The sequence below is a fragment of the Comamonas brasiliensis genome, from assembly GCF_018292285.1.
Classification (GTDB): domain Bacteria; phylum Pseudomonadota; class Gammaproteobacteria; order Burkholderiales; family Burkholderiaceae_C; genus Comamonas; species Comamonas brasiliensis.
Genome location: NZ_JAANES010000003.1, coordinates 465,908 through 479,941, shown reverse-complemented (window position 1 = coordinate 479,941; position 14,034 = coordinate 465,908). Strand labels below are relative to the sequence as shown.

Sequence of the window (14,034 nt, the reverse complement as noted above, 5' to 3'; positions counted from 1 at the left end):
GCCGCGATTGAGGGATTCCTTATCGAAGCTGCTATCAGAATCAGTTACGCTCGCAGGTTGGTGTCATCGTATGTCTGATGTAACAACACGCGTCTAGGAATCGTACCGGAATGAAGTTCACTCCCATCGCAGCGCTGGTCATGTCGAGTCTGGCGGCCTTTGCCCAGAGCGCATCAGCGCAAACCGGTGCGGAAGGTCGCATGAATTTTTTGCGCGATTCCAGAGCCGCCACATCGGGTCCCCAGTTTGAATTCAGTCGTCTGCAATATGGCCCGCTGCCGATTGCAGGCTCGCGTGTGGCCTCCACGGCCGGTCCGCTGCAGGCGGCCGAGCGCGGCGATGCCAAGGCACAGAACCAGCTGGGCGAAATGTATGTGCACGGTCAGGGCGTGCCCCAGAATGCCGCCACGGCCGCGCAATGGTTCCGCAAGGCCGCGGCCCAGGGACATGCGGGTGCCCAGAACAGTCTGGGTGCGCTGTACGCCAACGGCCAGGGCCTGCCGCAGAACTACCGCGAGGCTGCCCAGTGGTACGGCCGCGCGGCGCAACAGAACAATGCCGTGGCGCAGTACAACCTGTCCCACCTCTATCAGGAAGGTCTGGGCGTGCCCCAGAGCTTCAGCACCGCAGCCCAGTGGCTGGAGAAATCCGCTGCGCAAGGCCATGTGACGGCCCAGTTCGAGCTCGGCCAGCGCTACCTCAAGGGCAATGGCGTGGCCGTGAACTACATGACGGCCGCCGACTGGTTCAAGAAGGCGGCCGATCAAGGCCATGCGGAAGCGCAGAACCAGCTGGGCTCCATGCTGTCTGACGGTGTGGGCGTGAAGCTGGATCCCGTGCAGGCTGCCCAGTGGCTGCAGCGCGCTGCCGAGCAGGGCGACGCCAGGGCCCAGAACAGCCTGGGTCGCATGTATATGGATGGCGTGGGCGTCCCGCGCGACTACAAGCTGGCGGCTTCCTGGTTCCAGAAGAGCGCCGAGCAATGGAATGCCGACGGCCAGAACCATCTGGGTCGTCTGTATCTCTACGGTCTGGGTGTGGAGCAAAGCCCTGCCTATGCGGCGCAATGGTTCCAGCGCGCGGCCGACCAGAATCATGCCGATGCCCAGTACAACCTGGGCACCATCTATGCCGAAGGTCTGGGCACGCCCCAGAACTACGGCACGGCCCTGCAGTGGTATCAGAAGGCGGCCGAGCAAGGCCATGCGGCCGCCATCAACAACGTGGGCACCTTGTACGCCGAAGGCCGTGGCGTGCCGCAGAACTATGCGACGGCCATGCAGTGGTTCCGCCGCGCGGCCGACAAGGGCGATGCCTCGGCACAGTTCAACCTGGCGCGTCTGTATGCCGATGGCCAGGGCGGTGCCGCAAGCCCTGCTCAGGCGATGAAGTGGTATGCCGCGGCAGCCGAGCAAGGTCATTCCGGTGCGCAGAATCGCCTGGGCGTGATGTACGCCGAAGGTCAGGGCGCTGCGCGCGACTACGGCAAGGCCGTGCAGTGGTATCAGCGTGCGGCCGAACAGGGTGATGCCGCCGCCCAGTACAACCTGGGCATGGTCTATGCACAGGGCCAGGGTGTGGCGCGTGACAATGCCAGGGCCTACTTCTGGTACAACCTGGCAGCCATGGAGCTGGGTGGCGACGCCGCCAAGCGCCGCGACGAAACGGCCAACAAGCTCACCATTGCCCAGGTGGCCGAGCAGCAGAACAAGGCCTTGGCCTGGCAGCCCAAGCGCTGATTGCCGCCTGGCACTCTGGCAAGCAAGCGCTTCCCTCGAGAAGCGCTTTTTTATGCCGGCTGGTTCCCGTCATGGTTCAGAGCAAGGCTCGAATGCCGCTGCCCGGTGCAGGCTGGCCGAGCCGGGTTTGCCTGGGCCGTACCTGGCGCTGCCGACGATTTTTAAAACCAAGGAGACAACAATGAACAAGATTTCAATGAATATGCTGGCCGGCCTGATGGCTGGCGCAGGCCTGCTTTTGTCCGCGGGCGCACAGGCTCAGGACGCCTTTCCGACCAAGCCCATCCGCATCGTGCTGGGCTTCCCTGCCGGCGGCCCGCTGGACCAGCATGCTCGTCTGCTGACCGACAAGCTGCAGGGCGTGCTCGGTCAGCCGCTGGTGGTGGATTACAAGCCCGGAGCGGGCGGCTCGGTGGGAGCGCAGGACGTGATGCGCTCGCCCGCGGACGGCTACACGCTGATGCTGGCCAATACCGGCGTGATGGTCATCAACCCTGCGCTCTACAGCAAGCTGCCCTACAACACGCTCAAGGACTTCACGCCGATTGCCCGCACCGCCATGCAGCCGCTGGCGCTGCTGGTCAACAACAAGGTGCCGGCCAAGACGCTGACCGAGTTCACGACCTATGCCAAGGCCAACCCCGGCAAGATCAACTTCGGCTCGGCCGGCAACGGCGGCATCAGCCATCTGGTGCCCGAAATGTTCAAGAGCGCTGCAGGCGTGGATCTGGTGCACATTCCCTACAAGGGCAGCGCGCCTGCGTTCACCGATCTGATCGGCGGCCAGGTGCAGTTCATGGCCGAGAGCATTCCTCAGGCGGCCGCCTATCACAAGCAGGGCAAGGTGCGCGCCCTGGCCGTGACCAGCAAGGAGCGCAACCCCGCGCTGCCCGAAGTGCCGACCGCCATCGAGTCCGGCCTCAAGGGCTTCGAGGTGGTGGGCTTCTATGGCTTCCTGGCGCCTGCCGGTCTGCCCAAGGAGGTGACGGCCAAGCTCAGCAATGCCTTCCAGCAGGTGATGAACATGCCCGACGTGAAGAGCCGCATGGTGGAGCAGGGCGCCGATCCGGCCTTCCTCGGCTCCGAAGCCTTCGGCAAGTTCCTGGCCGGCGAGACGCCGCGCTGGGCGGCAGCCGTCAAGGCCTCGGGCACCAAACTGGATTGACACCCCCTGAGGCGCAGTGCCTAGGCGGCCCTGCGCCTTCCCTCGCTCTCGCAGTGCTGCACACTGCGGGCAGGGGACGCAGCCAGCGCGGCGGGGCGGCGGGGCCGCCTAGGCCCTTGCGCGGCTGCCCTGATTTGTCAGTGCCAGTATTGGAGGTGGTGAACGCAAAAAAGCCCGGTCACTTTGTAGTGGCCGGGCTTTTGTCTTGCTATTGATATAGAAGCTGTTTGCGCCTGATTTGAAAGGATTTCAGCATTGATTGATGCTGAAATCCTTTGTGAGCGTTCGTTAGCAGCTCATGTTTTAGAGGTGCTCGCCGCTCTGTGCCGGGCTGAACATATCCACGCGGTCGGTGATGATGCCGTCCGTACCCAGGTCGATCAGGCGTTGTGCGGCCCATTGGTCGTTGACGGTGTAGCTGCTGCAGCGCAGGCCTGCGCCATGCACCTTGGCCACCAGCTCGGGCGTCCACAGGGCGTGGTTGAGCACCATGGCGCTGCAGTCCAGCTCCAGGGCCAGCTTCAGGTCGGCATCACCGTTGCCGTCGGCCAGCTTGTCCACCAGCAGTCCGCGTGGAATATGGGCTGCGGTCTCGCGGGCGCCCTTGAGCGAGTCGGGCTTGAACGAGGTGAACAGCGGCTGCACCTCGGTCTTCGGCCAGATGCGGTTCATCAGCTCGCCGCAGGCACGGCCGGTTTCCAGTTCCTGGCCCGGGGTCGGCTTGATTTCCACATTCAGATGCAGATGGTTGGCCAGGCACCAGCGCGCCAGGGCTTCCAGCGTGGGCAGGGCCTCGCCCGCATAGGCGCGAGAGTGCCAGCTGCCGGCGTCGAGCTGGGCGATCTCGCCCATGCCGAGTTCGCCGCCAATGCCGTGGCCGTTGGTGGTGCGCTCCAGCGTGGCGTCATGCATCAGAAACAGCACGCCGTCCTGGCTGAGCTTGGCATCGCATTCAAAGAATCGGTAGCCATGCTGCGCGCCCAGGCGGAAGGCGCTCATGGTGTTCTCCGGTGCCAGCTTGCCGGCGCCGCGGTGGGCGACCCAACGTGGGTAGGGCCAGGGTTTCAATGCAGTTGTCATAACTTTCTTCGTAGCCTTTACGTGACAAGAGCACCGCAAGCGGGGCTTGGGGTGCTCTCTGAAAAGTCGTCAGTCTAGTGCGACCTCTGTGCCGGCTCAGGCACGTTTGCCGGTTTCGGCGTTGAACCAGTGCAGGCGGTCTTCGCGCGCCGAGATGCGGGCGGTTTCGCCGGGCTTGGGATAGGGCTTGCCTTCTTCCACGCGCACGGTGACGTCTTCATCGCCCACCTTGCCGTGCAGCAGGCGTTCGGCGCCCAGCAATTCCACGGTCTGTACCTTGAACTCCACGCCACCGGCTTCCACCAGGTCGATGTGCTCGGGGCGGATGCCCAGGATCAGGCCGGGCTTGCCATTGGGCGAGTGCTTGAGCAGGTTCATGGGAGGGGAGCCGATGAAGCCCGCCACAAAGGTGGAGGCCGGTGTGTGGTAGACCTCTTCGGGTGTGCCGAACTGCTCCACATTGCCGCCGTTCATCACGACCATGCGTTGGGCCAGGGTCATGGCCTCGACCTGGTCGTGGGTCACGAACAGGCTGGTGATGCCCAGCTCGGCATGCAGCTTCTGGATTTCCAGACGGGTCTGGCCGCGCAGCTTGGCGTCCAGATTGGACAGGGGTTCGTCAAACAGGAACACCTGGGGCTGACGCACGATGGCGCGGCCCATGGCCACGCGCTGACGCTGGCCGCCCGACAGCTGGCGCGGCTTGCGATCCAGCAGATGGCTCAGTTCCAGAATCTTGGCGGCCTTGTCCACACGACGCTTGATCTCGTCTTCGGGCACCTTGGCGAGCTTCAGGCCATAGGCCATGTTCTCGTAGTTGCTCATGTGGGGGTAGAGCGCATAGTTCTGGAACACCATGGCGATATTGCGCTTGGCGGGCTCCAGGTCGTTGACCTTGTTGGAGCCGATCAGCAGGTCGCCATCGGTGATTTCTTCCAGGCCGGCGATCATGCGCAGCAGGGTGGACTTGCCGCAGCCCGAGGGGCCGACCAGCACGATGAATTCGCCGTCGTTGATCTCGACGTTGATGCCGTGAATGACGGGCACGGCGGACTTGCCCGTGCCATAGCGCTTGACGATGTTCTTCAGGGAGATGGATGCCATGGGAGGTATTCCAGGTATTCGTTCAATGGGTCAAAAGAAGGTGGTGGAGGTAGTGGTCGAGAGCATTACTTCTCGGTATCCACCAGGCCTTTGACAAACCACTTTTGCATCAGCATGACCACCAGTGTGGGTGGCAGCATGGCCAGGATGGCGGTCGCCATCACGATGTTCCAGTCGATGGCGGCTTCGCCACCGCCAGCGACCATCCGCTTGATGCCCACGACCACGGGATACATGTCTTCCGAGGTGGTCATCAGCAGGGGCCAGAGGTACTGGTTCCAGCCGTAGATGAACTGGATCACGAACAGCGCAGCAATCGAGGTCTTGGACAAGGGCACCAGGATGTCCTTGAAAAAGCGCATGGCGCCGGCGCCGTCGATGCGGGCGGCTTCCACCAGCTCATCGGGCACCGTCAGGAAGAACTGGCGGAACAGGAAGGTGGCGGTTGCCGAGGCAATCAGGGGCAGCGACAGACCGGCGTAGCTGTTCAGCAGGCCCAGTTCGGCCACGACCTTGTAGGTGGGCAGAATGCGCACTTCCACGGGCAGCATCAGGGTCAGGAAAATCGCCCAGAAGCAGATCATCTTGAACGGGAAGCGGAAGTACACGATGGCGAAGGCCGACAGCAGCGAGATGGCGATCTTGCCCACGGTGATGATCATGGCCACGACAAAGCTCACCCACATCATGTGGACGACGCTGGTGTTGGAGCCCAGCTTGCCGGAGCCCAGCAGTGCTTCCTTGTAGTTTTCCCACAGGTGGGTGCCGGGCAGCAGAGGCATGGGCGCCTGCACGATCTCGCTGGCCGTGTGGGTGGAGGCCACCAGTGCCAGATACAGCGGGAAGGCCACGATGGCCACGCCGACGACAAGCACCAGGTGCGAGAAGAAATTGAGCCAGGGGTTGCGGTCAACCATGATCAGTACTGCACTTTCTTTTCAACATAGCGGAACTGGATCACAGTCAGCACAACAACAATCAGCATCAGGATCACGGACTGCGCAGCCGAGCCGCCCAGGTCCAGCGCCTTGAAGCCGTCCAGATACACCTTATAGACCAGGATCGACGTGGACTGGCCGGGACCACCGTGGGTGGCCGCATCGATGATGCCGAAGGTGTCGAAGAAGGCGTAAACGATATTGATCACCAGCAGGAAGAAGGTGGTGGGCGAGAGCAGCGGCAGCTGGATGTTCCAGAAGCGGCGCCAGGGGCCGGCACCATCAATCGAGGCCGCTTCGATCAGGGCCTTGGGGATGGACTGCAGTCCGGCGAGGAAGAACAGGAAGTTGTAGGAAATCTGCTTCCACACGGCGGCCAGAACAATCAGTGCCATGGCCTGGTTCTCGTTCATCAGGTGGTTCCAGTCATAGCCGAGCTTGCCCAGGAAATAAGCCACCACGCCGATGGACGGCGAGAACATGAAAATCCACAGCACGCCGGCAATCACGGGTGCCACGGCATAGGGAATGATCAGTAGGGTCTTGTAGACCATGGCGAAGCGCACGATGCGGTCCGCAAAAATGGCCAGGGCCAGCGATGTGGCAATGCCTACGCCCGCCACCAGCACCGAGAACAGCGCGGTGCGGTAGAAGGAGTCCAGATAGGTGGGGTCGGCGAACAACTGGCGGAAGTTGTCCAGGCCCACCCATTCGGTGCTCATGCCGAACGCGTCTTCCATCTGGAATGACTGGAGTACCGCCTGACCAGCGGGCCAGAAAAAGAAGATGCCGATGATGAGGAGCTGGGGTGCGATAAGCACCCAGGGCAGCCACCTGGATCGGAAAAGAACGCGTTTTTCCATGAGGAGTCACAAATAAAAAAACCACCGGAGCCTGGGTTCAGTCAACGTGGCATTCAAAGGGCTGTGCCTTGGGTGAAGGCACAGCGGGCCTGGGGGTGCCCTGCGGCACCCTCAGGATTACTTCTTGTAGGAACGCTCGAAACGGGCCAGCAGCTCGTCGCCACGGGTCACGATAGCGTCCAGAGCCTGCTTGCCGGTCTTCTTGCCAGCCCACACCTGTTCGAGTTCTTCGTCCTCGATGGTACGGATCTGCACATAGTTGCCCAGACGGATACCGCGCGAGTTGTTGGTCACCTTGCGGATCATCTGCGTCACAGCGGTGTCGGTGCCGGGGTTCTTGGCGTAGAAGCCGGACTTGTCGGTCAGGTCATAGGCGGCCATGGTCACGGGCAGGTAGCCGGTGCGCTGGTGCGAAGCGGCCTGCACCTTGGTCTGCGACAGGAATTCGAAGAACTTGGCCACGCCCTTGTAGTGCTCGGCATTCTTGCCGGACATCACCCACAGCGAAGCGCCACCGATCACGGTGTTCTGGGGAGCGCCCTTGACATCGGGGTAGTAGGGCAGGGCAGCCAGGCCGTAGGCGAACTTGGCGTTCTTGGCCACATCGCCGTAGAAGCCGGACGAAGTCTGGATCATGGCGCATTCACCGGCGGTGAACGAAGCCTGGGGAATGGAGCCGCGGCCCTTGTAGACAAATTCGCCAGCCTTGGCAGCTGCGGCCAGATTGTCGATGTGCTTGACGTGCAGAGGCGAGTTCACCTTCATGCGTGCCTTGTAGCCGTTGGCGCTCAGGCCGTTCTGCTCGGTGGCGAACTCAACGTTGTGCCAGGTGGAGAAGGATTCCAGCTGGGTCCAGCCTTGCCAGGCCAGGGTCATGGGGCAGCTGTGGCCGCTTTCCTTGAGCTTCTTGGCGGCAGCAAAGACTTCGGGCCAGGTGGTGGGGGCCTTGTCGGGGTTCAGGCCGGCCTTCTTGAAGGCGTCCTTGTTGTAATAGAAGATGGTTGTCGAGCTGTTGAAGGGGAAGCTCAGCATCTGGCCGTTGGGGGCGGTGTAGTAACCGGCCACGGCGGGGATGTAGGCCTTGGGGTCGAAAGCGACACCGGCGTCCTGCATCACCTTGCCCACGGGCACGGTCGCGCCCTTGGAAGCCATCATGGTGGCAGTGCCCACTTCGAACACCTGCAGGATGTCCGGTGCATTGCCCGAGCGGAAGGCTGCAATCGCGGCTGTCATGGACTCGTCGTAGGCACCCTTGTAGGTGGGGACGATCTTGAAGTCCTTCTGGCTCTCGTTGAACTGCTTGGCCAGGTCATTGACCCACTCGTTGTTCACGGCAGTCATCGAGTGCCACCATTGGATTTCGGTGGTGGCTTGTGCCGAGAAGGCAGTTGCGGCGACGGCGGCGGCCATGGCCAGTTGCTTGAATTGCATGAAGGCTCCTCTAACTTTCGTTGACGAAATATGCGGTGATGCACATTAAGTCATTCGTATGACATATGGATGTCATTGTTTGCATGGGCTTGTGCGCTTCACCATGGGCAGAACCCGCAGTCAAAAGCCGTTGCATGACGATCTGGTGACAATTGATGGTGCGCGAAGCTGCGCCATTCTAGGTCAACGGCATTTCGTTTGTTGTTGGTAGTCTTTCGTATTGAGTTGTTTTTGATTCGGAAATGTATGATTTTTGTCTAAATAGCCTATGGAAGATTCATCGATGATTGGGAGGCGCGTGCCGTGAACGAATTCGCAGTGCCGCGCGGTGTTGTGTCATGCAGCGAAGCTGCCCGGGGCTTGCTGCTGCTTTGGCGATAGCAGGGCTGACCACTCAGAACCCATAGCAAAGCATGGCTGAGCCGCCGTCGCTTAAAATCGCCATCCCACTGGCTTAGGGGCGCCACACAGAGGGCGCCCGATACGGTCTACCCCATGAATGTACCGATTGCGTTGGCTGCCGCCCTCCAGGCCCAGGCTGCCGAACCCGCACGACTGCGCGAGATTCCCTATAACTACACATCGTTCTCTGACCGTGAGATCGTGATTCGTCTGCTGGGCTCATCCATGTGGGATGTGCTCAATCAGCTGCGTCAGGAACGCCGCACCGGCCGATCCGCCCGCATGCTCTACGAAGTGCTGGGGGATATCTGGGTTGTGCAGCGCAATCCCTATCTTCAGGACGATCTGATCCACAACCCCGACCGCCGCAAGTCACTGGTCGAGGCGCTGGAGCATCGTCTGGCCGAGATCGACAAGCGCCGCGAGCCCAACGAGGATGCCGTGCGCGATCAGCTGGTGGGTCAGCTGGTGGAGGCTGCCCATCGCGCAGTGCATGAATTCAATGCCACGTTTGTCGAAGCCGAGCAGCTGCGCCGTCGCGCGCAGAAGACACTGCGCCGCTATACCGCCAAGGACAACATCAAGTTTGACGGCCTGTCGCGCGTGGCCCATGTGACCGACGCGACCGACTGGCGCGTCGAGTACCCGTTTGTGGTGCTGACGCCCGATACCGAAGCCGAGATGGCCGGCCTGGTCAAGGGCTGTATCGAACTGGGCCTGACGATCATTCCGCGCGGAGGCGGTACCGGCTATACGGGTGGTGCCATTCCTTTGACATGGCGTTCGGTGGTCATCAACACCGAAAAGCTGGAGGCGCTGACCGAAGTCGAGATGCGCATGATTCCCGGCGTGGACCACGAAGTTCCCACCATCTACTCCGAAGCCGGTGTGGTGACCCAGCGCGTGGCCGATGCGGCCGAGCGCGGCGGCTTTGTGTTTGCCGTGGACCCGACCTCCATCGAGGCATCCTGCATCGGCGGCAATATCGCCATGAACGCGGGCGGCAAAAAGGCGGTGCTCTGGGGCACGGCCCTGGACAATCTGGTGTCCTGGCGCATGGTCACCCCGGATGCGCAGTGGCTGGAAGTCACGCGCCTGGACCACAACCTCGGCAAGATTCACGACGCCGAGATGGCCTGCTTCGAGCTGAAGTACTTCGAGGCGGACGGCAAGACCCCTGTGCGCACCGAGCGCCTGGACATTCCCGGCCACACCTTCCGCAAGGAAGGCCTGGGCAAGGACGTGACCGACAAATTCCTCTCGGGTCTGCCCGGCATTCAGAAGGAAGGCACGGACGGCCTGATCACCAGCGCACGCTGGGTGGTGCACCGCATGCCGGCGCACACGCGTACCGTGTGCATGGAGTTCTTCGGCAATGCCAAGGATGCCGTGCCCTCCATCGTCGAGATCAAGGACTACATGTTCGCCGAGCAAAAGCGCTCGGGCGTGCTGCTGGCTGGTCTCGAACACCTGGATGACCGCTACCTCAAGGCCGTGGGCTACGCGACCAAGAGCAAGAAGGGCAACGGTCGTCTGCCCAAGATGGTGCTGCTGGGCGATATCGCCGGTGACGACGCCGACGAAGTGGCCCGCGTGGCGGCCGAGGTGGTGCGCATCGCCAATTCGCGCAACGGCGAAGGCTTTACCGCCGTCAGCGCCGAGGCGCGCAAGAAGTTCTGGCTGGACCGCAAGCGCACGGCAGCGATCTCGCGCCATACCAACGCCTTCAAGATCAATGAAGACGTGGTGATTCCTCTGCCGCGCATGGCCGAGTACACCGATGGCATCGAGCGCATCAATATCGAGCTGTCGCTGCGCAACAAGCTCAAGCTCTGCGACGAGCTGAGCGGCTTTTTCAAGCATTCCGACCTGCCCCTGGGCAAGAGCGACGATGCCGGCGACATTCCCAGTGCCGAGCTGCTGGAAGACCGCGTGCAGCAGGCTCTGGCGCTGGTGGCCGAGGTGCGCGAGCTCTGGCAAGGCTGGCTGGACGGTGTGGCCACGCTGTTCCCCGAGCTGCAGGATCACCGCCTGCGTGCGAGCTGGAAGACCCAGCTCAAGGAGCCGCTGTCCAAGATTTTCGCGGGCGCTGCCTTCCAGCCGCTGCGCGAGTCCGTCAACGAGATTCACCAGAAGGTGCTCAAGGGCCGTGTCTGGGTGGCGCTGCACATGCACGCCGGCGACGGCAATGTGCACACCAATATTCCCGTCAACTCCGATGACTATGAAATGCTGCAGACCGCGCACGAAGCCGTGGCCCGCATCATGGAGCTGGCGCGCAGTCTGGACGGCGTGATCTCGGGCGAGCACGGCATCGGCATCACCAAGCTGGAATTCCTCTCGGATGCCGAGCTGGCGCCGTTTGCCGATTACAAGAAGCGTGTGGACCCCGAAGGCCGCTTCAACAAGGGCAAGCTGATCCGCAACGAAGAGTGGGATGCCCTGGCGCACCAGAGTCACGACGGCCGCTCGCCGCGCGAGTCGCTGATGTTTGCCGACCTGACCAATGCCTATACGCCCAGCTTTGGTCTGATGGGTTACGAATCCATCATCATGCAGCAGTCGGACATCGGCGCCATCGCCAATTCCGTCAAGGACTGCCTGCGCTGCGGCAAGTGCAAGCCCGTGTGCGCCACCCATGTGCCGCGCGCCAATCTGCTGTACTCGCCACGCAACAAGATTCTGGCCACCTCGCTGCTGGTGGAGGCCTTCCTCTACGAAGAGCAGACACGCCGTGGCGTGTCCATCAAGCACTGGCAGGAATTCGAGGACGTGGCCGACCACTGCACGGTCTGCCACAAGTGCTTCAACCCCTGCCCGGTCAAGATCGACTTCGGCGACGTGACCATGAATATGCGCAATCTGCTGCGCAAGATGGACAAGAAGAGCTTCCGCCCCGGCAACAAGCTGGCTATGGCCATGCTCAATGCCACAAACCCCGACACCATCAAGTTCATGCGCACGGCCATGGTGGGCGTGGGCTTCAAGGCCCAGCGCCTGGCGGCCGACGTGCTGGGAGCGGTTGCCAAGAAGCAGACCGCGCACCCGCCCGCATCGGTGGGCACGGCTCCCATCAAGGAGCAGGTGATCCACTTCATCAACAAGAAGCTGCCCGGCGGTCTGCCGACCAAGACGGCGCGCGCCTTGCTGGACATCGAGGACAAGGATTACGTGCCCATCATCCGCGACCCGCAGGCCACCAAGTCGGACACCGAGGCGGTGTTCTACTTCCCAGGTTGCGGCTCCGAGCGCCTGTTCAGCCAGGTGGGTCTGGCCACGCAGGCCATGCTCTGGCATGCCGGCGTGCAGACCGTGCTGCCGCCCGGCTATCTGTGCTGCGGCTATCCCCAGCGCGGCTCGGGCCAGTTCGACAAAGCCGAGAAGATGATCACGGACAACCGTGTGCTCTTCCACCGTGTGGCGACCACGCTCAACTATCTGGACATCAAGACCGTGGTGGTGAGCTGTGGTACCTGCTATGACCAGCTGCAGGGCTACCAGTTCGACAAGATCTTCCCCGGCTGCCGCATCATCGACATCCACGAATATCTGCTCGAAAAAGGCATTACGTTGCAGAACAAGGGCTCGTACCTGTACCACGACCCCTGCCACACGCCCATGAAGCAGCAGGACCCGATGAAGACCGTCAAGGCCTTGATGGGCGACAACGTGCTCAAGAGCGAGCGCTGCTGCGGCGAGTCCGGCACGCTGGGGGTGACGCGTCCCGACATCTCCACGCAGATCCGCTTCCGCAAGACCGAAGAGATCCGCAAGGGCGAGGCCGCGCTGCGCGACAACGGTCAGCTCGGCGCCCAGGACAACGTCAAGATCCTGACCAGCTGCCCCAGCTGCCTGCAGGGCCTGAGCCGCTACGGCAACGACCTGAACAACGGTCTGCTCGAAGCCGACTACATCGTGGTCGAGATGGCGAAGGACATTTTGGGCGAGAACTGGATGGCCGAGTATGTGAATCGCGCCAACCAGGGCGGTATTGAACGCGTGCTGGTGTGATGTCCCCTGAGTCGCTTCGCGCCTTACCACCCTTGGCGCGGGGCGGCAGGGCCGCATAGGCCCTTCCTCGGTGTCTCCGGCCTGCGCTGGGGTTACATCGCAGTGATGTGGGCAAGAAGCATTCCAATGGAGATTTCAGATGTTGGTTGAAAATTGTCCTCTGTGCACTGCCGACGGCGGTACGCTGGTCTGGCGCGGCGACAAGCTGCGTGTGATCCGGGCCGCCGAGCAGGGCTTTCCGGCCTTTTATCGCGTGGTCTGGAATGATCATGCGGCCGAGTTCTCGGATCTGAGCGCGGTGGATCGCATTGTCTGCATGGATGCGGTGGCCCTGGTGGAGCGCGTGCTGCGCGAGCAGCTGGCTCCGACCAAGATCAATCTGGCGGCGCTCGGTAATATGGTGGCGCATCTGCACTGGCATGTGATTGCGCGCTATGAATGGGATAGCCACTTTCCCGCTTCGGTCTGGGCTGGAGCCCAGCGCGAGCGCGATGAAGCCCGAGAAGCTGCGATTGCCCGCCAGCTGCCGCAGGTGGACGAGATGCTGCAAAAGGCACTGACCCTCTGGGCTGCGTGATGTTTTCGTCTCCATCGGGAGATTCAAAGGGCAGCTCCAGGCTGCCCTTTTATGCATTGATTAGGAGAAAACCATGGCAGGACTGCAAGCCAACACTCCCACCCCTCAGTCGCTGACCGTGCATGGTGCATCGCGCGTGCTGGAGGTCTCTTATTCGGACGGCAAGACTTTCCGCATTCCGTTCGAGCTGCTGCGCGTGTACTCGCCCTCGGCCGAGGTGCAAGGTCATGGCCCTGGCCAGGAAGTGCTGCAGACCGGTAAGCGCAATGTGGGCATCAACACCGTCGAGCCGGTGGGTAACTACGCCATCAAGCCCTTCTTCAGCGACGGGCACGAAAGCGGCCTCTACACCTGGGAATACCTCTACCAGCTGGGTAGCCAGCAGGATGCTCTGTGGCAGCAATATCTGCAGCGTCTGCAGGAGGCCGGACTGGAGCGCGACACGCCCATGCCCGAGAAAGGTGCCGGCGGCCATGGCTGCAGCGTGCATTGAGCTTTGACTCCCTGGGGCTTGCATGTCGGCCAAAAAGCCGGCAGCAACGTCCCACACACGCCACAGCGCCCATGCGTGCAGCACAGGGTTATTGAGGCTGGTGCTATATTTCCAATAGCTGGCAGCGCATGTGAAATAAGCGCTCAAGGCGAATTCTTTCCAAAAACCATAGTGCTTCAAAGCCTGTAGCTATACGGGGTTGTCGCTGTACGCGCAAGCACTGCCTGCTTA

10 protein-coding genes are annotated in these 14,034 nt (G+C 62.0%); 5 read left to right on the top strand and 5 right to left on the bottom strand.

Annotation, left to right across the window (positions count from 1 at the left end):
• The first annotated feature begins 110 nt into the window (after nt 1-110).
• Both DJFAAGMI_RS14835 and DJFAAGMI_RS14830 read left to right on the top strand, forming a co-directional pair.
• Nucleotides 111-1,739: an SEL1-like repeat protein gene (locus tag DJFAAGMI_RS14835; protein WP_211457705.1), complete on the top strand. Its 1,629-nt coding sequence runs from the start codon at nt 111-113 to the stop codon at nt 1,737-1,739.
• 181 nt (nt 1,740-1,920) lie between these two features.
• The gene (locus tag DJFAAGMI_RS14830; RefSeq protein ID WP_230629883.1) at nt 1,921-2,904 is read left to right on the top strand and encodes a Bug family tripartite tricarboxylate transporter substrate binding protein; all 984 of its coding nucleotides are present in this window, start codon (nt 1,921-1,923) and stop codon (nt 2,902-2,904) included.
• Nucleotides 2,905-3,207: 303 nt separating this feature from the next.
• Here DJFAAGMI_RS14830 and ugpQ read toward each other — a convergent pair whose 3' ends face one another.
• The 5 genes from ugpQ to ugpB form a co-directional block, all read right to left on the bottom strand.
• Nucleotides 3,208-3,984, bottom strand: coding sequence for a glycerophosphodiester phosphodiesterase (gene ugpQ / locus DJFAAGMI_RS14825; RefSeq protein WP_211457704.1), 777 nt, complete (start codon nt 3,982-3,984; stop codon nt 3,208-3,210).
• Nucleotides 3,985-4,080: 96 nt separating this feature from the next.
• Nucleotides 4,081-5,088, bottom strand: a complete 1,008-nt coding sequence (locus DJFAAGMI_RS14820; protein ID WP_167006237.1) for a sn-glycerol-3-phosphate import ATP-binding protein UgpC — start codon at nt 5,086-5,088, stop codon at nt 4,081-4,083.
• 65 nt (nt 5,089-5,153) lie between these two features.
• A complete protein-coding gene (gene ugpE, locus DJFAAGMI_RS14815; RefSeq protein WP_003058493.1) occupies nt 5,154-6,005 on the bottom strand; it encodes a sn-glycerol-3-phosphate ABC transporter permease UgpE in 852 nt (283 codons plus the stop codon).
• A 2-nt stretch (nt 6,006-6,007) separates the two neighbouring features.
• Nucleotides 6,008-6,889, bottom strand: a complete 882-nt coding sequence (gene ugpA, locus DJFAAGMI_RS14810; protein WP_043003485.1) for a sn-glycerol-3-phosphate ABC transporter permease UgpA — start codon at nt 6,887-6,889, stop codon at nt 6,008-6,010.
• A 117-nt stretch (nt 6,890-7,006) separates the two neighbouring features.
• Nucleotides 7,007-8,320 (bottom strand): sn-glycerol-3-phosphate ABC transporter substrate-binding protein UgpB, encoded by a 1,314-nt coding sequence (gene ugpB, locus DJFAAGMI_RS14805; RefSeq protein ID WP_003058490.1) that lies wholly within the window; start codon nt 8,318-8,320, stop codon nt 7,007-7,009.
• Nucleotides 8,321-8,815: 495 nt separating this feature from the next.
• On the opposite strand from ugpB, the gene DJFAAGMI_RS14800 reads away from it, so the two are divergent.
• The 3 genes from DJFAAGMI_RS14800 (at nt 8,816) to DJFAAGMI_RS14790 (ending at nt 13,803) form a co-directional block, all read left to right on the top strand.
• Complete coding sequence (locus DJFAAGMI_RS14800; protein WP_211457703.1) at nt 8,816-12,733, top strand: DUF3683 domain-containing protein; 3,918 nt, start codon at nt 8,816-8,818, stop codon at nt 12,731-12,733.
• Between the two features lie 139 nt (nt 12,734-12,872).
• Entirely contained in the window at nt 12,873-13,310 is a 438-nt protein-coding gene (locus DJFAAGMI_RS14795) for an HIT family protein (protein ID WP_211457702.1), read from the top strand.
• 73 nt (nt 13,311-13,383) lie between these two features.
• Nucleotides 13,384-13,803 carry a gamma-butyrobetaine hydroxylase family protein gene (locus DJFAAGMI_RS14790; RefSeq protein WP_211457701.1) on the top strand — a complete coding sequence of 140 codons (420 nt, stop codon included), beginning with the start codon at nt 13,384-13,386 and terminating at the stop codon, nt 13,801-13,803.
• The last annotated feature ends 231 nt before the right edge of the window (nt 13,804-14,034 follow it).